The organism is Pseudomonas sp. MWU13-2105 (assembly GCF_023242315.1).
Taxonomy (GTDB): Bacteria; Pseudomonadota; Gammaproteobacteria; order Pseudomonadales; family Pseudomonadaceae; genus Aquipseudomonas.
Genome location: NZ_JALLIY010000007.1, coordinates 295,461 through 317,568, shown reverse-complemented (window position 1 = coordinate 317,568; position 22,108 = coordinate 295,461). Strand labels below are relative to the sequence as shown.

The following is a 22,108-nucleotide window of genomic DNA, read 5'->3' as shown; positions in this document are numbered from 1 at the left end:
CATCGCGGTGTATCAGATATAACGGGGATCATGGTTTTGCGGCTGCTTCGCAGCCGAGCGCGGGCAAGCCCGCTCGCCACAATATTCCAGCATCCACCAGAAACATCCCCTCGCCCCCCAGATTTGATCAGTGCGTACCGGGATTGGCGCGTACATGCGCCACCGTTTTTTCCAGCCCTTGCCACACCGGCGCCTCACCGGCAAACCGACTGCGCAGATACGCCGCCAACTCCGCCACCTGGGTATCCGACAAGCTGTCCTTGAATCCCGGCATATAACCCAGGTCCCGGGTCGCCGGATTCTGGATACCCTGCAGGATCACCTTGAGCAGATTGTCCGGCACATCGCTGTGCACATTACTGTTGGTCGCCAGCGAAGGACTGACCCCAAACAACTTCGGCCCCAGCCCATCGGCGTGGCAACCCTGGCAGGAACCTTCGAACAGGCGCTGGCCGTTGCCCAGTGACAACTTCACCTCAGGCACCACCTTCTGCGCAGCGGCCACCGGCCGGGTCGCCTTCTCCACCACCTGCGCTTCGGCCTGCGCGCCGTTGAGCGAGGCCAGGTACACCGCCATCGCCCGCAGATCCTCTTTCGGCAATTTCGCCAGCTCACTGACCACCGGCCCCATCGGCCCCGTCGCCACGCCATGGGCTTCGGAGTAACCAGTGCTCAGGTAACTGAACAACTGATCCTCGGTCCAAGGCGTCGGTGCCTTCGACAAGCCGTTCAATGCCGGCGCCTCCCAGCCATCGACCATTGCCCCGGACAGAAACGCCGCCCCGCCCTTCTCCGCGCCGAGGAGATTGCGCGGCGAATGACAGGCCGCGCAGTGCCCCAACCCATTGACCAGGTAAGCCCCACGATTCCATTGCTCACTGCGCTGCGGCTGCACCTGGATTTCGCCCTTGCGCAGGAACAAGGCATTCCAGCCGGCCATCAACGGCCGCTGGTTGAACGGAAAACCCAGCGCATTGGCCTTGGCCGGCTGGCTGACCGGCGCCTGCGACATCAGGTAGGCGTACAGCGCCTGCATATCGGCATCGTTGATATTGCGGAACGCCGTATAGGGAAACGCCGGATACAGATTGCGCCCGTCGCGGCCGATCCCGTCGCGCATCGCCCGCTCGAACGCCGGATACGACCAACTGCCGATGCCGGTCTGCACATCCGGGGTGATATTGCTGCTGTAGAGCGTGCCGAACGGTGTCGCCATCGCCAGCCCGCCGGCATTGGTCGCGCCGCCCGGCGCCGTGTGGCACACCGCGCAATCGCCGACCGCCGCCAGCAAGCGCCCGCGCTCCAGCGTCGCCGTCGACCAGGTCCCGGCACCGGGCGGCGCGATAGGTGCGATCTCGCCATGCCAGGGCCAGGCCGTGGCGGCCATGCCGAGCAGCGCGCCGAAAGCCGCGAACAACGAACCGAACAACCATTTCGAACGCTTCTGCGGCGACTTCGGCGGATCTCCGGCGGTCCCGGCATTGAGCGCCTGCAACACCCGCTCCGGGGTAATCGGCAATTCGCGAAAACGAATCCCGGTGGCGTCGAAGATCGCATTGGCAATCGCCGCCGCGCTCGGCACCGAGGCCGACTCGCCGGCGCCCATGGGCGGCTCGCTCTGGCGCGGCATCATCAGTACATCGATCTGCGGCACCTCGGGAAAGGTCAGGATCGGGTAACCGCCCCACTCCTTGCTCGACACCGTCGACTCCTCGAAGGTCACCCGCTCCTTGAGCACTCGGCTGGTGGACTGGATCACGTTGCCGTGAATCTGGTGCCGCACGCCGTCGGGGTTGATCATCATCCCCGAGTCATGACCGATCACCACCCGCGTCACCGAGACGTCGCCGGTCTGCCGGTCCACCGCCACATCGGCGACCCAGGCCGCCCACGCCGCGCCGAAACCGGGGAACTTGCTGTGGATATAACGCGCATAGGCAAAGCCGCGACCGCGCAGCAGATGGTCTTCGTTCGGCGTCTGCATCGGCGCGGTGCGCGGGGTCCAGGCGGCGCGCTCGGCGGTGGATTTCACCAGGTCCACGGCGCGCTGGTCCGGCAGGTAACGCAGGCGATACTCGACCGGATCGACCCCGGCGGCAAAAGCCAGTTCGTCGATATAGGACTCATGGGCAAAGGTGTTGGGCAAGGCCGATACCCCGCGCATCCACGAGGCGCGGACAATCGGCGACATGTCGTTGATGCTGACCCGCATATGCTCATAGGCATAAGGCGGGATCGAAGTGCGGTCGCCCATTTCGAACATCGCCGCCACCGGCTCGACCCGGCCGGTCAGCAGCAAGGCCAGGGTCGGCGCGCCGTTGGACGGGTAGCTGGTCTGGAAATCGTAGGCGGCCACGCTGCCATCGGCGTTCAGGCCACCGTCGATGTCCATCAATTGCGCAGTGCCCTTGGGTTCCCAGGCGTGTTCCTGGTCGCGGGTCAACTGCACCCGCACCGGCTTGCCCACGGCGCGGGACAGCAACAGGGCGTCGGCGCAGACGTCATCGGCACAGTTGCGACCGTAACAGCCGGAGGCCTCCATGCGGATGATCTCGATACGCTCTTCCGGGTACTCCAGCAGCCAGGCCAGGTCGGCCCGCAGCAAGTGCGGATTCTGGCTGCCGGACCAGACCCGGATGCCCTCCTCTCGATAATCCGCCAGGCCACAGGACGGACCGATGGAGGCGTGCATCTGATAAGGCCAGAGGTAGCTGCGCGGCATGCGCTGGCTGGCAGCGGCGAGTGCCGCATCGACGTCGCCCTGATCCAGCAACGTGCGCTTGATCCGCGGATTGTCGCGAATCGCCTGCTCGACATCGCTCAGGTCCGGCAGCTTCCGCGTCCAGTCCTTCCAGCGCACCCGCAGTTCCCGCGCGGCCTTCGCCGCCTGCTCTTCACGCAGCGCGACCACCCCGATAAAGTCGCGAATCACCACCACCGCGACGATCCCGGGGATATGCGCAATGGACGATTCGTCGACCTCCAGCAGGCTGTTGCCGACAAAATCGCCGCTGTCGAAACCGGCATAGGGCGGGCGCACGACCCGGCCATGGAGCATGTCCGGTACGCGCATGTCATGCACGTAGATCAGTTCACCGGTGGCCTTGGCCGGAATATCCACCCGCGCCGTGCCCTTGCCCACCAGCCGATAGTCTGCGGCCGGTTTGAGCGGCGCATTGCCGCTGATGCGCAACTGATCATGCTCGCCCGCCACCAGTTCGCCATAGCTCAAGGCCCGGCCATCCGCCGCCTTGACGATGCCGCATTCGACCCGCAGCGCTTCCACGCTCAGCGACCAGCGCGCGGCGGCGCGCCGCAGCAGGAAACGCCGGGCCTCGGCGGCGGCATTGCGCAGGGGAATAGCGGAAATCTGCAGGGTCGCGCTGGCAATGGTCGCGCCCTGGTTCGGTGCGCGCTCGGTGTCGCCAAGCACCATGCACACCTGCTCAAGCTCCAGGTCCAGCTCTTCGGCGACGATCTGCGCCAGGGAGGTGCGGATGCCGGTGCCCAGGTCCACATGGCCGTTGAAGGCATAGACCCGACCATCGTCGTTGACCGCGATAAACAGCCCCAACTCCTTGGGTTTGACCACTGGCGTGCCGCCTTTGGCCACCGGCCCCGAGGGCGGCAGGATGTCGTCGACGACCAACAGCACGCCGGTCTTGGCCAGCCATTGGTCGCGGGTTGGGATGGCGTCGCTCATGGTCGTCGATCCTGGTTCAAGGCAATGGACGGGCGGCACGCAGCACCGCGCGAAGGATTTCGATATGGGTGCCGCAGCGACAGAGATTGGCCGACAGCTCCTGGCGGATCTGTGCTTCGCTGGGGTGCGGGATGCGGTCGAGCAGGGCCTTGGCGGTCATGATCATGCCGTTCAGGCAATAGCCGCACTGGGCCGCCTGCTCGTCGATAAAGGCCTGTTGCACCGGGTGCGGCGCCTCGCGGCTGCCGAGGCCTTCGAGGGTGACGATCTGTCGGTCCACGGCACCGGCCAGGGGAAACACGCAGGAGCGCGCGGCCACGCCGTCGACGATCACCGTGCACGCGCCGCACTCTCCCAGGCCGCAGCCGTACTTGGGGCCGTTGAGCCGCAGGTCGTTGCGCAGCACCAGCAACAGCGGGGTGTCGGCCATGGCCGTGACCGTATGTCGCTGGCCGTTGACCTCAAGGGCTAGCGTGATTTCCTGCGTCGTCATGAATTGCGCCCGCTTCATTTGATGAAGTGATCACTACATGAAAAGAGCGTGGGTCGAGAACGATGTCTCCTGACGACACACTTTTTTCTATGAAGTGGTTACTACATGAAATAAGAGCAAGAAAAGTGCCAGAGAGAAAAGATCCCCTCCGAGAGCCTGAAAAGCAGGGATGGGAAGGTGAATCGGTGGTGAGCGGGCTTGTCCGCGCTCGGCCGCGCAGCAGTCGCAAACCGGCCACCTCGGTCTACCTGATGCGCAGGATTCGCCGGTTTTGGGGCTGCTTCGCAGCCCAACGCGGGCAAGCCCGCTCGCCACAGTTATTCGTCGCGGTCGTCGATCATCTTGCGCAGCAGGAACAGCACGGCGACCTGTTCGGCGGGATTGAGGTTGCTCATGGTCAGTTCGCTGATCTTCGCCGCGCAGGGCACGGTCTGCTGCACCAGCTGGCTGCCGGCCTCGGACAAACCGACGATGACCTTGCGCCGGTCTTCCGGGTCCGGCTCCAGGGTGATCAACTCACGCGCCCTGAGTCGCTCGACGATGCCGCGAATGGTCGCCTGGTCCACCGCGGTGGCCTTGACCAGTTCGGTCAGGGAACTGGGGCCGTGATCGCGTACCGCGCAGAGGGTGACGAACTGCACGGCGGTCAGCTGCGAATCGCCGACATTCTGCTGGAAGATCGCCATATGCCGCTGGTAGGCCTTGCGCAGCAGATGGCCGACTTGTTCGGAGAAAACATAAGGCTTGGAATCAGGAATATCCGACACGGCGGGCTCGAAAAGGCGAGGGAGAGTGGACAGGCATGATGGACAGGTTGGAGGGCGGACTCAAGTGTACGGGGGCACTCATTGGAGTGAGCCGCCAGGCAGTTGAGGGCACTCTGGAGTCCGATCGAGACTTGTGGCGAGCGGGCTCGCCACAAGACACCTGAATTGTGGGAGCAGAGCTTGCTCGCGAAGAGACCAGCCAGACCACCCGAAACCTCGCTGCCCCCCCCACAGACTCAGCGCGCCCGCGACGCCTCCGGCGCCACCACATCACCGCCGATCACCACCGCCTGGTCATCCAGGTACACATCGCAATGGCGCAGCGGAATGTCCATATGGCACGGTGTCTTGCGTGTCCCGCCGACCTCGGTATTCGGCCCGGTGGAAAACAGGAAGTTGCCATAGAACGCCCGGGCATCCATGCACATACCGTCATTCTTGTCGTGCAGCCCCATCGCCGTCCACTGCGCCCGCGGTTGCAGGCCCCAACCGATATGGGAAATACCGTACACCTCGGGATCGTTGAAATACTTCATGTAGTCGCGCAGGTACTCGGCCTCGAAACCGCCGTGGATCGAGGTGATAAAACCCTTCTCGATCTCCAGGGTGATCTTCTCCCGGGTGTAGGTCTTGAACGGCAGCAGGATATCGCCGACATCCAGCACCAGCACGCCCTCGGCGGTTTCTTCGTTCGGCCAGGAGAACAGAAAGCCGCTCGGCCAGTGATCCCAACGCCCCGGTTCATCGGCGAAACCGTACTCGGTCACCGACGGGTACTGCCCCAATGCCGCGCGGAAATCGCTGCCGGCACGGGATGTCACATGGATCGAACAGGCCTGCTTCAACAACTGTTCCGCCGCCAGCACGCGCACCTTGTCCGCCTCGGTGGGGAGCATGCGCGCCAGCACTTCCGGCGGTTCCACCGCCAGCAGGATGCGCGTGCCGGTCTTGAGGATCTGCTCCTGTTCCGGCGAGTGCAGCAGCATCATGGTATCGACGATCAGATCCGCCGCTTCCAACGCCCGCTGCGCGGCGATATTACCGGTCAGCGCGGTGTCGCCGCAGTAAGCGGTCATATCGTTGCCCATGGCCGTCGGATGGTTGAACGACGGCAACTCCACCGCGTACACCTTGGCCCCCAGGCGCTGCGCCGCGTCCATCGCCGAACGCACGGTACGCGGATCGGAGTAATGACTCTTGAGCACCGCGACACTCTGGGTCGAGTCGACTTTCGACAGTTTCAATACGTGTTCAAACATCTGCGTCAGTTCGCAATCACTTACCGGCATTCTCTTCTCTCCTCTTCGCTCGCGCTGCACCAAGTCGAGGCGCGATGCTTCAGCCTAGTGCGTTTTTATAGCGTATACGCCATTTAATATCGATAAGACCTGAATTAACGGCGCTCTGCAAGCAGCAGACCAAAACGTTACCAACCCACACACACCCAACAAAATAAGGTTACTTAGCGTTACTAGCCGCTAAAACGAGCAGAAATTTAATTTTCAGCGAGGATCTTCTCTTTTAAAAAAAAGAGCGTATACACTTTAAAAACCTGGTGGCCGAACCTGCCACCCCACACTCGGAACGAGGAGCAAGCCCCATGGCAAGCACAAAAAAAATCGCCATCGTCGGCGCGGGCCTGGGTGGCGCCGCCGCCGCCACGCTGTTGCAACAAGCCGGATTTGACGTGTCGATCTACGAGCAGGCCCCGGAATTTTCCCGCCTGGGTGCCGGGATCCACATGGGTCCGAATATCATGAAGATCTTCCGGCGCATGGGCATCGAGCAGCAGCTCGACCAGATGGGCTCGCATCCCGATCACTGGTTCAGTCGCGACGGCATGAGCGGCGACTACCTGTCGCGCATTCCCCTGGGCGAGTTTGCTCGCAAGGAATACGGCGCGTCCTATGTCACCGTGCACCGTGGCGACCTGCATGCCTTGCAGATGTCGACGATCAAGCCCGGCACCCTGCACTTCAACAAACGCCTGGAGAAGATCGAAGACACCGGCGACCAGGTGCGCCTGAACTTCACCGACGGCACCACGGCAAGCGCCGATATCGTCATCGGTGCCGACGGCATCAACTCGAAAATCCGCGAGGAACTGCTCGGCCATGAGGCGCCGCTGTACAGTGGCTGGGTCGCCCACCGCGCGCTGATCACCCGCGACAAGCTGGCGCGCTACGACCTCGACTTCGAGGACTGCATCAAGTGGTGGAGCGAGGACCGACACATGATGGTCTACTACACCACCGGCAAGCGCGACGAGTACTACTACGTCACCGGCGTGCCGCACCCGGAGCTGGACTTCGAAGGCCCGTTCGTCGACAGCAGCCGCGAAGAGATGTTCGAAGCCTTCCAGGGTTACCACCCCACCGTGCAGGCACTGATCGAAGCCACCGACAGCGTGACCAAATGGCCGCTGCGCAACCGCAATCCGCTGCCACTGTGGAGCCGTGGGCGCCTGGTGCTGCTGGGGGATGCCTGCCATCCGATGAAACCGCACATGGCGCAGGGTGCCGGGATGGCCATCGAAGACGCCGCCATGCTCACCCGCTGCCTGCAGGAAACCGGCCTCGGCGACTACCGCACCGCCTTCGAACTCTATGAAGCCAACCGCAAGGAGCGCGCCTCGCGGGTCCAGGCGGTGTCCAACGCCAACACCTGGCTGCGCACCCAGGAAGATCCGGCCTGGGTCTACGGCTACGACCTCTACGCCCAGGCGCTGAAATCGGGGGTGGCGGCGTGAGCACTTTCGTCCACGGCGGCAACGTCCAGGCCAACGGCATTCGCCAGCACTACCTGCGCTATGGCGGCACGGGCCAGGCGCTGATCCTGATCCCCGGCATCACCAGCCCGGCGATCACCTGGGGCTTCGTTGCCGAACGCTTCGGCCGGCACTTCGACACCTATGTGCTGGATGTCCGCGGCCGCGGCCTGTCCGCCAGCGGTCCGGAACTGGACTACAGCGCCGAGGCCTGCGCCAGCGATATCGCCGCCTTTGCCGCCGCCCTGGGCCTGGATCACTACCACCTGGTCGGCCACTCCATGGGCGCGCGCTTCGCCGTGCGCAGTGCCGTACTCAGTCCCGCCGGGGTCAAGAGCCTGGTGCTGATCGATCCGCCGGTGTCCGGTCCGGGACGACGCGAATACCCGAGCAAACTGCCCTGGTACGTCGACTCGATCCGCCAGGCGCTGATCGGCATGGACGCCGAGGCGATGCGCGCCTTCTGCGCCAGCTGGACACCGGAGCAACTGCAACTGCGCGCCGAATGGCTGCACACCTGCTATGAACCGGCCATCGTCAGGGCGTTCAACGACTTCCATACCGTGGACTTCCACCAGGACCTGCCCAAGCTCAGCGCCCCCGCGTTGCTGTTGGTGGCCGGTCGCGGCGGCGTGATCCTGCCCGAGGACGAAGCCGAAATCCGCGAGCTGCAACCGAGCATCCGGATCGCCCACGTGGCCAATGCGGGGCACATGATTCCCTGGGACGACCTGGACGGCTTCTTCGCCGCCTTCGGCGACTTCCTCGGCGTGAGCCTGACCTGAAATGCACTATCGAACACACACCTGTGAAGCTGTGGGGCTTGCTGGACCTGATGGGGTTACTGGACCTGGAGAGGTTGCTGGACTTGGAGGTTCATCGAAGCTGTGGGAGCGGAGCTTGCCCGCGAAGCTTTTGGGGATCTTGAGGGCCCCTTCGCGGGCAAGCTCCGCGCTCACACAAGCTCCACTCCCATACAGGCTCTGCTCCCACACAAGCCCTGCACCTACAGAGTGATGTGTGACCTGAATCATCGATTTGAGGAGACCACCATGATCAAGCCCTACCGCATCGGCCAGATCGTACCCAGCTCGAACACCACCATGGAGACCGAAATCCCGGCGATGCTCAACGCACGCCAGGCGATCCGTCCGGAACGCTTCACCTTTCACTCCAGCCGCATGCGCATGAAGCAGGTACGCAAGGAGGAACTGGCGGCCATGGACGGTGAGTCCGACCGCTGCGCCGTCGAGCTGTCCGACGCCAAGGTCGATATACTCGGCTACGCCTGCCTGGTAGCGATCATGGCCATGGGCCTGGGCTATCACCGCCAGTCCGAAGCCCGCTTGCGCAAGGCCACCGCCGACAACGACGCTAACGCCCCGGTGATCACCAGCGCCGGCGCGCTGATCGAAGGCCTGAAAGTCATGGGCGCCAAGCGCATCGCAATTGTCGCGCCCTATATGAAACCGCTGACCGAACTGGTGGTGAACTACATCCGCGAGGAAGGTTTCGAGGTGGTGGACTGGCGCGCCCTGGAGATCCCCGACAATCTGGAAGTGGCCCGTCACGACCCGGCCAAGCTGCCGGGCATCGTCGCCGGTATGAACCTGGAAGGCGTCGATGTGATCGTGCTCTCGGCCTGTGTGCAGATGCAGTCACTGCCGGCGGTGGCCAAGGTCGAGGCACAGACCGGCAAGCCGGTGCTGACCGCCGCCATCGCCACCACCTACGCCATGCTCAAGGCCCTGGACCTGGAGCCGATCGTGCCCGGTGCCGGCGCCCTGCTCTCCGGCGCGTACTGAGCGAGGAGCCGGGAGATGAGCGAACAAAGCGCCAATGACAATTACCAGGGCGTCTGGGGCCAGCGGATCGGCTTCGGCCAGAAACCGGCCTTGCTGATGATCGATTTCATGCAGGGCTACACCACCGAGGGCGCGCCACTGTTCGCCCCCGGTGTAGTCAGTGCCGTGGCCGAAAGCGTCGAGCTGCTGGACTGCGCCCGTCGTCATGGAATTACGGTGGTGCACACCAATATTCGCTACCATCCGGGGCATTTCGCCGATGGTGGCATATGGGTGCGCAAGGCGCCGGTGATGAAGGACATGGTCGAGGGCAATCCGCTCGCGGCCTTCTGCACTGCGGTGCTGCCGCTGCCGGCGGAAGTGGTGATCAGCAAGCAATACGCCAGCGCGTTTTTCGGCACCAGCCTGGCCTCGCAGTTGCACGCACAGGGCATCGATACCGTGGTGCTGGCCGGCTGCTCCACCAGCGGCTGCATCCGCGCGACAGCGGTGGATGCCGTGCAGCACGGTTTCCGGACCATCGTGGTCCGTGAATGCGTCGGCGACCGCCATCCGGCGCCCCATGAAGCGAATCTGTTCGACATCGACAGCAAGTACGGCGATGTCGTCAGCAAACAGGAAGCGATCTCGAAGTTCCAGGGAGCTTGACCGCAGAACCGTGCCATAGAGCATGGTCGCGTAAAAAACTGAGCGTCGCCTCCGTGCGGAGTGTGGCGCCCAGTCTTCTGACACTGCCTTTGGAAGCCGCCTTTACCGCGCTCCAGAGTGCTGGAAAAAAGCGGCTGTATAAAAACCATAAGTCACCGCCAGGAGACAACCAATGCCCATTGCGAATGCGACAACCGCGACTTCGGTCGCCGATCCGACCCAAGCGCTTTACCACAAGATCACCTGGAAACTGATCCCGTTCCTGTGCTTCTGCTATCTGGCCGCGTACCTCGACCGGATCAATATCGGTTTCGCCAAACTGCAGATGCTCGACCAGTTGCACTTCAGCGAAACCGCCTTCGGCCTCGGCGCCGGGCTGTTCTTCGTCGGTTATATCCTCTTCGAAGTACCGAGCAACCTGGTACTGGAAAAGGTCGGGGCGAAAATCTGGATCGCGCGGATCATGATCACCTGGGGCCTGCTCTCGGCCTGCACCATGCTGGTCACCTCCACTACCCAGTTCTACATCCTGCGTTTCCTCCTCGGCGCCGCCGAGGCCGGCTTCCTGCCGGGTGTGCTGTTCTACCTGACCACCTGGTTCCCGACCCATCGGCGCGGGCGGATCATCGCCCTGTTCATGATCGGCCTGCCGCTCTCCAGCGTCATCGGCGGCCCCTTGTCGGGCTGGGTCATGGGTCACTTCGACCAGGTCAGCGGGCTGCGCGGCTGGCAATGGCTGTTCCTGATCGAAGCGGTGCCCAGCGTGTTGCTCGGCATCCTGACCTTCTGGGCACTGCCGAACCACTTCCGCCAGGCCAAATGGCTCAATGAAGAGGAAAAGGCGGTACTCGAAAGCGAACTGAAAAACGACGAGGCCAGCAGCCCCGACAGCAAGCAGCACTTTCGCGACGGCTTCTTCAACCTCAAGGTCTGGATGCTCGGCGGTATCGACTTCTCGATCCTGCTCAGCGCCTACGCCATGGGCTTCTGGATGCCGACCTTCATCCGCAACGCGGGGATCACCGATACCTTCCATATCGGCGTGCTCACCGCCCTGCCGAGTGTCGCCGCCCTGCTCGGCATGCTGCTGATCGGCGCCAGCTCGGACAAGCATCGCGAACGCCGCTGGCACATCATCGTGCCGTTCTTCGTCGGCGCCGCGGCCATGGCCACCAGCACCTTCTTCACCCATAACGTGGTGGCGACGGTGGCCCTGTTCGCCATCGCCTCCGCGGCGATCATCGGCGCGGTGCCGGTGTTCTTCAGCCTGCCGGCGACCTTCCTCAAGGGCACCGCGGCGGCCACCGGCTTTGCCCTGGCCTGCTCGCTGGCGAATATCGCCGGGCTGGTCAGCAACTCGCTGATGGGCGTGGCCATCGACCTTACCGGCAGCAGTGCCGGGGCTCTCTGGTTCTTCGCCGGCTGCCTGATCCTGAGCAGTTTCCTGGTGATCGCCTTGCCGGCAAAACTGGTCAATCGTTAAGTTACCACTGACCTGCCGACGGCCTTTCCAGGCCTCGGCAGGCAGGCCGGATCAGCACAACACAACAACCATTCATTGGGGCACATCACCATGCAACGCTTTCTCAAGGGCTGCGCGCTGGCGCTGGCTGTCGGCCTGTCCGCCGGCTCGCTGCAAGCGGCGGAAAAAGTCATTCTCGATACCGATTTCAACGTCCTCAACGACGACGGCCAGGCCTTTATCATGCTGGCGCAGTTGCACGCGCAGAAGAAGATCGACCTGCTGGGCATGACCCTGGTCAGCGGCAATGCCTGGGTCGACCAGGAACAGGTCGATGCACTCAAGGCCGTGGAGCGCATGGGGGTGGAAAAGGAGATCGGCGTCTACTCCGGCGCGGCCTATCCGCTGCTGCATGACTTCGCCACTTATCCACAGGAGCAGGCGCTGTTCGGCGCCGGCTGGCCGGGGGCGTTCAAGAACCCGCGGCCGACCTCGGCGGCGCAACTGGTCGCGCCGCCCGACGGCTTGGCGACGCACACCAAACTGCGCAGCGAAACCGCGCCGCAGTTCATTATCGACAGCGTGCGCAAGAACCCCCATGAAGTGACCCTGCTGGCCATCGGGCCGTTGACCAACCTGGCCCTGGCGATCCGCCAGGCGCCGGATATCGTGCCGCTGATCAAGCGCATCGTGTACATGGGCGGCGCCATCGAGATTCCCGGCAACACCACGCCGGCGGCGGAATTCAACTGGTGGTTCGACCCGGAGGCGGCGAGGATCGTCCTGCGCTCGCCGATCGAACACGTGATCTTCCCCAACGATGTCTGCGAGAAAGTCACCTTCGATGCCTCGGTCTACCAACGGGTGATCGCCGCCAAGGGCGCGGTGCCGGAGCTGTACAAGAGCGTGTTCGGGCCGCAGTTCGCCAAGGACCCCGGGTACCACAGCTTTACCTGGGACAGCCTGCCGGCGTTGTTCCTCGCGGAGCCGGAGATCGTCACCGAATCCCGTGAGATGTGGATCGATGTCGACACCCATTTCGGCCCGGACTACGGTCGCGCGCTGGGCTACAAGAAGAACCCGCCGGTGGGGACGCAGAAAGCCAGGATCGTGTTCGCCGTGGACCAGAAGAAATTCTGGAACGACTACGTATCGCTGGTGACCTTGCCGACGCCGGTGAAAAAACCCTGAGGACTACGGTGACCGTCCTGCGGTCACCACTTCCCCCCGCCCCCATAAAAACGACCAACGGCAAGAAAAAAGACGACCGTCCTTTCCTACTTTCCCTACCGGCTTCAGCGCCATTCGACCAGCACACACCTGCGTGGCCCCACGAACCAACTGACTGTAAATAAAGAATTTCTACGTTTATCAACGCGATTGGCAGCACTCTGCCTTCAGCCCACAACGCAAAAAGAATCGGCTTACAGAAATAGCTCACACGGCCTAGTACAGTCGCCACCTGTCAATTTTGACAGGTCCCAAAACGCATTTTTCTGTTTATAACTTCATGGGCAACCTGCGGAAGTCAACAGTGACGTTGGGGCACTTTCCGCCAGGGACGCCTGAGCAACTCAGCCAAAAAAACCGATGAATCTGTTCAATCGCATTTTTGCGGGAGTTTCCACCATGCACGCGTCACTTTCCAAACCGACCGCCACCACCCCGCCCGTGGTCCCCTCTGAACCGCAAAGCCACGAGCCCCGCCCGCGCATCAGCCTGACCCGCAAGGAGCTGGAAGTCATGGAGTGGGCGGTGATGGGCAAATCTTCCTGGGAGATTGCCCAGATCCTCGAATGCACGGAATCGGCGGTGAACTATCACTTCGCCAATATTCGCGTCAAATTCAAGGTGTCCTCGCGCTGGGCCGCCTTGCGCAAGGCTGCGGAAATGGGCCTGGTGCAGCTATGACAACGACCTCTGCCGGCTGGCCGGCGTGACATCCGCAGTCCTGACCTGATCGTCACACGAGACATGCCCTCGGTGGTTGTGACCCTCAGGCGCCCTTCCGAATCGCTATCCCCCATCGACAGACCGACGCCCCAAGGCCCCCGCTCCATGACCCGACACATTCTCCTGGCCGACGATCATCCCGTCGTGCTGCAAGGTGCGCGAATGGCCATCACTTTTGCCGAGCGCAACACGGACCTGAGCCTGCATGAAGCCCACACCAGCGATGCGCTGATCGAGCACTTGCAGCGCCAGCCCTGCGACCTGCTGATTACCGATTTTTCCATGCCCAACGGGCGCTTTCCCGATGGCATCACCCTGATCCGCTATATCCGCCGGCACTTTCCACGGCTCAAGGTGCTGGTGATGACCATGATCAACAGCCCGGCGCTGCTGCGCGCGATACTCGACCAGGGGGTGGCCGGGCTGTTCGACAAGCATCGTCCGCTGCACGAATTGCGCGTGGCGGTCGAGCGCGTGAGTGCCGATCGCGAGTACCTGAGCCCCAGCTTTGCCCTGCTGTTGAAAATCCATGCTACCAGCGACCTGCTCGATAGCCCGCTGTCGCAGCGCGAGCTGGAAGTGCTGCGTCTGTTCGGCCAGGCCTGCTCGGGGCGGGAAATCGCCGAACGTCTCAACCGTAGCGAGAAGACCATCAGCCGGCAGAAGCGCACGGCGATGGAGAAGCTCGGGCTGCGGCACAACGGCGAGTTGGTGGAGTATGTGCGGCGGGCGGGGTTGGGGTGAAAGGCTCTTGAAAACACTCGGATGCCGCCCCCCCCCTGTGCCTCGCCACCATGGTCAACCCGATCCCTGTGGGAGCTGGCGGTTTTATAGCACTTTATCATAAATATTATTTCAAATCCGCTTGAACACCTATCACTTCTAACAGTAGACCATCACCTGACTTCAGCACAGCATAATAAAAGTAATGACATACAACAACATTACCGCAGGACATCAGTCATGAGCACCAGGCCAAACAGGTTTATCTTCCATTCGACATTCTGGCTTTCTACTGTTGCCAGCATGTTCATTCAGAATACCGTTGCCGATTCCAAACTACTCGCACCGACCTCGGACCATCAACCCATGACAAACGAGGCCAATGCGATAGTGCAATACAATAAATCAACTCCCAGCATCGTCTCAACACTCATCACCCAGGCGGATATTTCTTCGCTTACCCCATCGACCCAACTGATCGAGCTCAACCTGACTCCTGACTTGACCGTCAGCATTGGCAATTTGCATCTAGAGAAAAATAAAAATGACAACATCGCGGTTTGGCATGGCCAGGTAAAAGAATTACGTAATGCCTCCGACAAAAGTACTACACCGGTCAAGAGCGAAGACAGTGATGTCACTCTGGCAGTCAATGGCACAATGATTACCGGTACCGTGCGTTATGCTACCGAGCTCTACCGGATAGTCCCCTTGGGCGGACAGTTGCATGCCATTTTCAAACTGGATGAAAGCCGCTTCCCGTCAGATGACAATGACACCGTCGAGATCGATCAATCATCGTCGGCACCTGTCCCTGCACGCAATACGGCGCACTCGGAGCGGGCTTATACCAAGATTCGCGTCCTGCTGGTCATGTCCAATAATGCACGACCATGGATCACCGACCCACAAGGACTCGCCGCCGCAATGCTCGCCGAAGCCAACAACGGATTGGTCAATAGCAATATAGACGTACGCTTTGAGTCCGCCGGTATCTTTCCGATCAACTACAATGAACGAGGCAGTGGCGAGGAGGGTTTCGGCTACTCGCTTGCGGACTTGAAAAACAACGCTGAAGTCCGCGCCCTACGCGATGCAAGAGCGGCCGACAGCGTCGTCATGTTGGTCGTTAATAATGCTCTTAGGGGAAAAGCCTACCTGCGAGCCACCCGGGACAATGCATTCGCTGTCGTGAGCGAATCAGCAGCCACCGGGCAATATACCTTCGGGCACGAGCTCGGCCATAATATCGGGGCTGGCCATGAGAACTCAGAGGGACCGATCGCTTACGCACACGCTTATCATAAATCGACAGGCGGATTCCCCTTCTCGACGATGATGTCATCCACCTGCGCCGCCAATGTCTGCCCACGCATCAACGCCTACTCCAGCCCCAGTGGTACATGGTTTGCCCAACCAACGGGGGTAGCGGGTATAAGTGATAATGCCCGCGTCATCCGGGAACGGGCCGGGGCCGTGGCAGACTTCATGCCTGAGTTATCTCCCGTTGCCGCAACGCCGACAGATTTTTGGGACGCCCTGCCTCGCCCCGGCAACAACAGTATTCGACTGGCCTGGAATGCCTCGTCGGGCGCCGCCGGCTATGAGGTCAAGGAGCTCAATACGGAAAATGCCAATCCAAGGACCACCACCGGCACTCAAATAGTGCTATCCGATCTGCCGAACGGATATCACACGTTCCAGTTGCGAGCCTATGATTCCGCCAATCGTTTTTCACTTCCCATCACTACTTTCCTGGGCATACACCAACTACCAAAACCAACGGGATACCGAATCTCGAGGAACAGTGAAGGCACCGTTTTGGCAACATGGGATCCGGATCCCCAAGGTCGCCTGTTCCCCAGCATGACCACGGTCAGCGGCTTTCCGACGTTTCCGTCAATACTGAACTTTGCGGTTCTCGGCAAACTACCGTCGGGCGTGACGTATCACTTCCAGACTTACAGGTACTCAGGAAACCTCATTTCGGAACCGGTTGAAATCACAACGGCGGTGCCTTGAGCAGGGTGAGCCAACGGGTCGCGGCGGTACTGGACCGGCAAAGTATCGCTTAGAGAGAATATTCGCAGGCAAGCCACTCATCTACAGGTTGCGTTACGTTGCCCTGTTTCAATGCTCAGACACGTAATCGCCAACCCAGTACATCCATCAGGTCGCAGCCGTCGCGCAGGACCATCGCCGGCACCTGGAGGATATGTTGGAAGTCGATGTCATTGGCGTTGTGCAATTCGATCCGGGCCAGGGCTTCGAGCATTTGCGTCGCGGCCAGGAAGCGGGCGGCGGCGTTGGCGTGGAGCACATCAGTGGGGCTGTCGGCATCGATCAGCAAGCTGGGGATCAGGCAGTCGATGGCGGTGAGGGGGACGTATCTAGTCATGGGTAAAGCCTCGTTTTTTAAATGAGCCTTTGCGCATTTATCAACGAGTCGCCAAACCCGTGTCGCCAATATGAGCGGCTGGTGGACTATAAACAGCAGGCTTCGGGCTATGCAAGATACAGGCAGTTGAGTAATTGTAAGAAAGGATGAGTGATTCGTATGCCTTGTCCAGTACGGGATGCTGTATCCTGCACACCCTGGATAAGACACAGCACCACCAGGCCATCGCGTATAGCCCGTACGGTCATCATGCAACGGCAAGCGGCTTGTTGAGCCTACTGGGGTTCAACGGCGAACGAACGGACCCGGTGACCGGGCATTATTTATTGGGAAATGGCTACCGGGCAATTAACCCGGTGCTGATGCGCTTCAACAGTCCGGACAGTTGGAGTCCGTTTGGCGAGGCGGGACTCAATGTCTACGCCTACTCGGCGATACGGTATTTCAAGCGACGATGATGTCGACTATCAGATCGCATCGCTGGCACCGCTATCGTCAGAAAATCGGCTTGTGTCTTGCGTCTTGATTAGACTGAGCTGTAATGAGTTCCCAGCCTCATCTCGCCAATCCGGGTAACAGGAGGCCCATAACACCCTCCGATTTCGTTAGTGCCAACTGTCAACAACACGACCACTTCGATTAATTTTTAGTATGCCATTCTGACGTTGCCAGCCATATTCAGTTTGAACAAATCTAACTGTTTTAGCTCGTTCCACCACCTTCAAAAAGTTCTGAATTTGATTTGGTGTTACAGGGCCCAACCTTTCCACCCTAGAAACCCCAAGCAACTGCTGATTCTGCTGCCTAGCCATCTCTATATATCTACGCTGCTCCCTCCCTAGTAACTTTTCATAAACACCACCACTTTTTAATGACGACTCAGGTGTCAACCATTGGGTATGAAGTCGCGCATTGGAAGGGGGCTCCGGCAGTGGACCTTGGCGCCCAAGAGGCAGTGAGTCTTGTGAGTGAACGGAAGTTACTGTAGAGGTCGACGCTCGAGATTTTATAGAGGCATTGGATCCAGTGTATAATGGATTCGCTTTTATTACTTGCGGAGGCATCACGGGACCAGAAACCTTCACGGGCACTACTTTAGTTGGCACTACCTTTGTCCGCGCACCGAACCCAAACGCTTTTCCAATAGATCTAAATATACCCATGAGCGACCAGTGCCCCGTTGGATCCATATTATTAATCGAGTCGCCCTCACAATACATATACATATTTATCCCGCCCTCATCAAACGGGCTAAGACTGTCCGGGCTATGAAATCGCATCAATCCCGGGCTATAAGACCGATAGCCGTTTCCCAACAAATAGCTGCCGCTCTGCTCTTCACGCAACTGACCATTGAAGCCCAGCGCGGTACTCACTGGTTGCCCACTACTGCGCTCTCCATAAGCGCTATACGCCATATCCTGTCGCGTACCGCTTGGGTCGACTTCACTCAGCACGCTGTTCGCCGCATCAGTCGCCAGCAAGCACGCTCCGTCATCCTGACATTCGACCAACAAGCTATCGCCACCACGCATAAAGGTCCGGTTCTGCCGAGGACCGAGAGTATTGGCCAACTCCTCATCACGATAGAAGCGTTGCTGGCTCTCACTCCCTTCCACCTGCCGCGACAGCTTATCCAGCGGATCATAACCATAACTGCGCGGCGTTCCGCCGCCTGGCGCGCTGACACTGAGCAGGCGATTGAGCGCATCGTATTCCAGGGTACGCCCCGCTTCGTCGGTGGTCAGGTTGCCATTGAGGTCGTAGGTCAAGTCGATCTGCGCTGGATAGCCCGCGTTGCCCTGGTTGAGCACCCGGGTCAACTGGGTCGGGTCCTGGGTATTCTCGAAGAGATAATCGGCCATGTTGCTCTTGCCATCAGCCGTATCGGTAATCACCAGAATCAGGTTATCCAGCTCGTCGAGAATAAACATCTGCTGGGCAATCGCATTGCCATAGGGATCGGCCGGTGGCTGGCTGCCGCTGCAGGTATAGTTCTCCAGACGCCCGCGCAGATCATAGACATAACCTTCATTGCGCAACACCTGGCTGCCTTCGCTCAGGGTCCGTTGCAGCAAAGCGTCGACATCGCTGTAGGTCTGGGTCAGCGTCTGCGCCACGCCATCGAGATCGAAGTGGCGCAGGGTCTCGCGGTTGAACTCGTCGTATTCCAGGCTGATACCGACCCGGTGCTTCTCGCCGGGGCTGACCTCGTCCTCGGTCTGGATACTGACGATATTGCTCAGCCCATCGTAGTCGAAGCGCGAGGTGGTGGTGCCCAGCGAGGTCAGCTCCAGGCGCCCTTGCAAATCGTAACGATATTCCTGCTTGTGTCCCAATACATCGGTGTATTCCAGCAAGCGCCCGCGCAGGCTATAGAGATAGTGCATCTCATACGTCTGGCCCCCCTCCTGCTGGCTGGTTTCGCTTTTCAGTTCGCCATGACTGAAGTAAGTCCTCGCCAAGCGCTGGCCGGCTTCGCGGCAATTGAGCAAGCGGGCATTCTGCGAATCGTATTCGTAGTCGCTGGTGCTCCCCGGCAGCCGACGCTGCAGCGGTTCCTCACAGAGACTCGGGCGGTAATCATAGGCGATGGACTGGCCACTGGGGGTGGTCACCTGTTTGGGCTGGGTCTGCTGCGGGTCATACTCGAAGACTTGCACCCGGCCACCGGTGACCGAGCGGGTCATGCGCCCCAGGCCATCGAAGGCCTGGGTGCCCAGGGGCTTGTTATTGACACTGATCGACGTCGGCCAGTCCTCGGCACTGTGCGCGGCATACTCGCGCCGGACCACCGCGTTCAGCGGCAGTTTGCTCTGGACCATGCGGTCGAAGGCGTCGTAGCTGTATTCGGTGACCCGCAACGGCGTGCGTAACCCGACCTCCTCCTTCACCAAACGCCCCAAGCCGTCATAGCTGTTCTTCTGCCGGCTGATCACCGTCTGCCTCAGGTCGAGACGCTCAACCTGAACCGGTTTCTCGAACAGATTGAGTTGGCTGACGGTTGCACCGCTCAGCTTGGTCGGTGTCGCACTGTCCTGCTGCCAGCTACGCTGCACCGCCCCGGTCAGGCCGTCGCCGATCGGGTCGGTCTCGGCGTGCTCTTCGACACCGTCCGGGCCAATCACACAACTCTGCTGGTTCCAGTCGTCATATTCAAAACGGCTGATCAGCGGCACGGTCTTGAAGACGGCCCAGTCCACATCCCACCAGTCGAACTCGACTTCCTGGGCCAGGTTGCCAAACACGTCGTAGGTCGCCGCGTAGGTCTGGCGCTGGGTGCTCGGGTTACTGCTGTCGGCATCCGCGCGCGTCTCCTGGATCGCCCGGTTCAGCCCGTCCAGCGTCGTGACCGTCTTCACCCCCTTGACGTCGAACAGCCATTGCTCGGCACGCTGGTTGATACTGCCGGACAGGAAGTATTGATAATGCCTCGTGGCCTCGTAGAGCGGATCGTCCGGCGCCACGGTCTCGCTGGTGACCCGGTTCAGGACATCGTAGGTACGGCGGATTTCCACATCATTGTCATCCCGCTCCAGCAGGGGCTCACCATTGAGCAGCGAACTTTCCAGGGTGATGACCTTGTTCACCGTATCGAAATCCGTGCGCAGGGTTTGTAGCGTTTGCAGCACGGTCTCGCCCACGCGGGCATTGGCCAACACGCTGTAGGCATAATCGGTATAGGTGGTCTTGCCGTTCAGGGAGACACCCTGGCACTCGATCCGGCCATGCCGCACCGGATCGTTCGGCGTGCTGTAGTAGCTGTACTCGGTGCGTTGCAACTCGCTGTCGGTCGTGCCTTGTTGCACCCGGGTTTCGCATTCGAGCGCCAACCAGTCCGAGCGGGCACTCAAGGTCAGCGACGGCTGCGCGCTATAACGATAATCCGTGCGCAGGACCGGAGCCCCGGCGACATGACCCGGCGCCGGCGTCACGGTCTTGCTCTTGAGGTTGCGCACAAAACCGTCGGGGTCTTCGGGGCAACCGTCTTCGCCATTGGCCAGATAATAGGCATTGGTTTCGACAATGCCATTGGCCTGGGTCTGTATCAGCGGATTGCCAAAACGGTCATAGGTCGTGCTCGACTTCTCGGTACGCAGGCGATTGGTCTGCAGTACCCGCCAGCGCTTGATCACCTCGTAGGGCAACTGGAAATAGTCCGGCTGGTTGTCGAAAGAGGCATCCGGGGTCAGGTGATAGGTGGTCTCGACCTCCTGTTCCTTGTCGTTGCGCCGGGTGGTTTCCTTGGTCAACAGATGGAAGCGGTTGAAGGTGCGCTTGATCCGCTGCACCTCGACGGTACCTTGCATCAAGCATTCGCTGGAGCCGTATTCGTAGGTAAGGTCCGCTGCCTTGTAGAGGTTGTCCAGGCCATCGTTGTCCCAGATCAAGGTCAGGTTGCGACCGAGAAAGTTGTTCGAGGCCGGATAGCTGTCGCTGTCGTCATAGCGGTACTGCGTTTCGACCGTGGGCTGTTCACCGCCGGGAAACACCCGGTGCACGGCCACCCGCGGCACTGGCTGCTGGCCGCTGCCGTTGGGGAACTCGTGGCCCACCGAGTCATAATCGATGACCTCACGTGCGCCCAGCGGGGTTTGCACCTCGCTGATGCAGTTATAGTCACCGAACTTTCTGTAATTCAGGCGCCAGGCAATATTCTGCCCCGCCTGGGATGGCAAGGTGATCACCCGAACCAGCTTTTCGAGGCTGGTGTCCAGGCTCATGACATAGCTCGCCAGCACCGTGCCACCCGGACCTTTACCCGGATGCAGGTCGAGGGTCACGCTGCCGGTATCGCGCCGGACCTGGAGCAGGTCTCCCTGGACATCCCTGATCCATGCCAGCCGCCAGTATCTGGCGTTGAACAGCTCATATCCCAGCGTCACCGCATGCCCTTCGGCCGACAGCATTTGCACCGGCAAGGCAATGCGATCATTGCCGTCGCCGTGGACCTTCAGCCGTTCAATCAAGCCGGACTTATGCACCAGCTCATAGTCATGGTCGGCAGCGCTGCGGGAAAAAAGCCGGAAAGTGACAAGCTTTCGCTCCTTCATCAGTTGCTCAGAACCATCCTGCGCGGTGACCTTGAAGCGCTCCCCGCTGCTCAAGGCCAGCATCTGGTTATGCGGGGTGAACTGCGACAACTGCAGGTTCCAGCCCAGGCCATAGCCGCTGTCGAACAGGTTCATCGGATTGAAGTTCAAGACCAGCGGCACCAACGGACCATTCAGATAGTTGGGCTTGAACTCGGGAAACTCGATCGACAGGGTGTATTGATTGGTCCGCGGGTCCACACCGTTATTGAAATAACTCATAAAATTGAAGGCATTAGAATGCACTGCCGTGGAGTCGCTCATGATGGCGCCCTCTAATATGCCAGAATTAACCC

At 60.7% G+C, this 22,108-nt stretch carries 15 protein-coding genes and 1 pseudogene; 10 read left to right on the top strand and 6 right to left on the bottom strand.

Going from position 1 to position 22,108, the window contains the following annotated elements; genetic code table 11:
* Positions 1-127: 127 nt before the first annotated feature.
* From M5B96_RS12895 to M5B96_RS12880, 4 genes are all read right to left on the bottom strand, one after another.
* Complete coding sequence (locus M5B96_RS12895) at positions 128-3,703, bottom strand: molybdopterin cofactor-binding domain-containing protein (protein ID WP_248797057.1); 3,576 nt, start codon at positions 3,701-3,703, stop codon at positions 128-130.
* 16 nt (positions 3,704-3,719) lie between these two features.
* Complete coding sequence (locus M5B96_RS12890) at positions 3,720-4,196, bottom strand: (2Fe-2S)-binding protein (protein WP_248797056.1); 477 nt, start codon at positions 4,194-4,196, stop codon at positions 3,720-3,722.
* Between the two features lie 317 nt (positions 4,197-4,513).
* On the bottom strand, positions 4,514-4,954 hold the full coding sequence (locus M5B96_RS12885) for a MarR family winged helix-turn-helix transcriptional regulator (protein WP_248797081.1): 441 nt from the start codon (positions 4,952-4,954) through the stop codon (positions 4,514-4,516).
* A 245-nt stretch (positions 4,955-5,199) separates the two neighbouring features.
* Complete coding sequence (locus M5B96_RS12880) at positions 5,200-6,252, bottom strand: 2,5-dihydroxypyridine 5,6-dioxygenase (RefSeq protein WP_248797055.1); 1,053 nt, start codon at positions 6,250-6,252, stop codon at positions 5,200-5,202.
* Positions 6,253-6,563: 311 nt separating this feature from the next.
* Here M5B96_RS12880 and M5B96_RS12875 point away from each other — a divergent pair, with 311 nt between their 5' ends.
* From M5B96_RS12875 to M5B96_RS12835, 9 genes are all read left to right on the top strand, one after another.
* Complete coding sequence (locus M5B96_RS12875) at positions 6,564-7,712, top strand: FAD-dependent monooxygenase (protein ID WP_248797054.1); 1,149 nt, start codon at positions 6,564-6,566, stop codon at positions 7,710-7,712.
* Positions 7,709-8,515 carry an alpha/beta fold hydrolase gene (locus M5B96_RS12870; protein ID WP_248797053.1) on the top strand — a complete coding sequence of 269 codons (807 nt, stop codon included), beginning with the start codon at positions 7,709-7,711 and terminating at the stop codon, positions 8,513-8,515. Before M5B96_RS12875 ends, M5B96_RS12870 begins: the two co-directional genes overlap by 4 nt.
* Before the next feature lie 267 nt (positions 8,516-8,782).
* The gene (locus M5B96_RS12865; RefSeq protein WP_248797052.1) at positions 8,783-9,535 is read left to right on the top strand and encodes an Asp/Glu racemase; all 753 of its coding nucleotides are present in this window, start codon (positions 8,783-8,785) and stop codon (positions 9,533-9,535) included.
* Between the two features lie 15 nt (positions 9,536-9,550).
* Entirely contained in the window at positions 9,551-10,183 is a 633-nt protein-coding gene (locus M5B96_RS12860; protein WP_248797051.1) for an N-carbamoylsarcosine amidohydrolase, read from the top strand.
* A 172-nt stretch (positions 10,184-10,355) separates the two neighbouring features.
* Entirely contained in the window at positions 10,356-11,666 is a 1,311-nt protein-coding gene (locus M5B96_RS12855; RefSeq protein WP_248797050.1) for an MFS transporter, read from the top strand.
* A gap of 90 nt (positions 11,667-11,756) precedes the next feature.
* Positions 11,757-12,836 carry a nucleoside hydrolase gene (locus M5B96_RS12850; protein ID WP_248797049.1) on the top strand — a complete coding sequence of 360 codons (1,080 nt, stop codon included), beginning with the start codon at positions 11,757-11,759 and terminating at the stop codon, positions 12,834-12,836.
* A gap of 438 nt (positions 12,837-13,274) precedes the next feature.
* Positions 13,275-13,556, top strand: coding sequence for a helix-turn-helix transcriptional regulator (locus M5B96_RS12845; RefSeq protein WP_248797048.1), 282 nt, complete (start codon positions 13,275-13,277; stop codon positions 13,554-13,556).
* A 147-nt stretch (positions 13,557-13,703) separates the two neighbouring features.
* Complete coding sequence (locus M5B96_RS12840) at positions 13,704-14,342, top strand: response regulator (RefSeq protein ID WP_248797047.1); 639 nt, start codon at positions 13,704-13,706, stop codon at positions 14,340-14,342.
* Between the two features lie 219 nt (positions 14,343-14,561).
* Positions 14,562-16,343 carry a M12 family metallo-peptidase gene (locus tag M5B96_RS12835; RefSeq protein WP_248797046.1) on the top strand — a complete coding sequence of 594 codons (1,782 nt, stop codon included), beginning with the start codon at positions 14,562-14,564 and terminating at the stop codon, positions 16,341-16,343.
* Positions 16,344-16,458: 115 nt separating this feature from the next.
* On the opposite strand, the gene M5B96_RS12830 is transcribed toward M5B96_RS12835, so the two are convergent.
* Positions 16,459-16,719: a short-chain dehydrogenase gene (locus M5B96_RS12830; protein WP_248797045.1), complete on the bottom strand. Its 261-nt coding sequence runs from the start codon at positions 16,717-16,719 to the stop codon at positions 16,459-16,461.
* A 146-nt stretch (positions 16,720-16,865) separates the two neighbouring features.
* On the opposite strand from M5B96_RS12830, the pseudogene M5B96_RS12825 reads away from it, so the two are divergent.
* Positions 16,866-17,147, top strand: a pseudogene (locus M5B96_RS12825) (RHS repeat-associated core domain-containing protein); the annotation flags it as partial.
* Between the two features lie 177 nt (positions 17,148-17,324).
* Here M5B96_RS12825 and M5B96_RS12820 read toward each other — a convergent pair.
* A complete protein-coding gene (locus M5B96_RS12820) occupies positions 17,325-22,034 on the bottom strand; it encodes an RHS repeat domain-containing protein (protein WP_248797044.1) in 4,710 nt (1,569 codons plus the stop codon).
* Positions 22,035-22,108 lie beyond the last annotated feature (74 nt).

What these genes read in the sequence shown, in the direction of transcription:
- M5B96_RS12895 (WP_248797057.1), bottom strand. Translation starts at nt 3,703, where the DNA reads ATGAGCGACGCCATCCCAACCCGCGACCAATGGCTGGCCAAGACCGGC.
- M5B96_RS12890 (WP_248797056.1), bottom strand. Translation starts at nt 4,196, where the DNA reads ATGACGACGCAGGAAATCACGCTAGCCCTTGAGGTCAACGGCCAGCGA.
- M5B96_RS12880 (WP_248797055.1), bottom strand. Translation starts at nt 6,252, where the DNA reads ATGCCGGTAAGTGATTGCGAACTGACGCAGATGTTTGAACACGTATTG.
- M5B96_RS12875 (WP_248797054.1), top strand. Translation starts at nt 6,564, where the DNA reads ATGGCAAGCACAAAAAAAATCGCCATCGTCGGCGCGGGCCTGGGTGGC.
- M5B96_RS12865 (WP_248797052.1), top strand. Translation starts at nt 8,783, where the DNA reads ATGATCAAGCCCTACCGCATCGGCCAGATCGTACCCAGCTCGAACACC.
- M5B96_RS12860 (WP_248797051.1), top strand. Translation starts at nt 9,551, where the DNA reads ATGAGCGAACAAAGCGCCAATGACAATTACCAGGGCGTCTGGGGCCAG.
- M5B96_RS12855 (WP_248797050.1), top strand. Translation starts at nt 10,356, where the DNA reads ATGCCCATTGCGAATGCGACAACCGCGACTTCGGTCGCCGATCCGACC.
- M5B96_RS12850 (WP_248797049.1), top strand. Translation starts at nt 11,757, where the DNA reads ATGCAACGCTTTCTCAAGGGCTGCGCGCTGGCGCTGGCTGTCGGCCTG.
- M5B96_RS12845 (WP_248797048.1), top strand. Translation starts at nt 13,275, where the DNA reads ATGCACGCGTCACTTTCCAAACCGACCGCCACCACCCCGCCCGTGGTC.
- M5B96_RS12840 (WP_248797047.1), top strand. Translation starts at nt 13,704, where the DNA reads ATGACCCGACACATTCTCCTGGCCGACGATCATCCCGTCGTGCTGCAA.
- M5B96_RS12835 (WP_248797046.1), top strand. Translation starts at nt 14,562, where the DNA reads ATGAGCACCAGGCCAAACAGGTTTATCTTCCATTCGACATTCTGGCTT.
- M5B96_RS12830 (WP_248797045.1), bottom strand. Translation starts at nt 16,719, where the DNA reads ATGACTAGATACGTCCCCCTCACCGCCATCGACTGCCTGATCCCCAGC.
- M5B96_RS12820 (WP_248797044.1), bottom strand. Translation starts at nt 22,034, where the DNA reads ATGAGTTATTTCAATAACGGTGTGGACCCGCGGACCAATCAATACACC.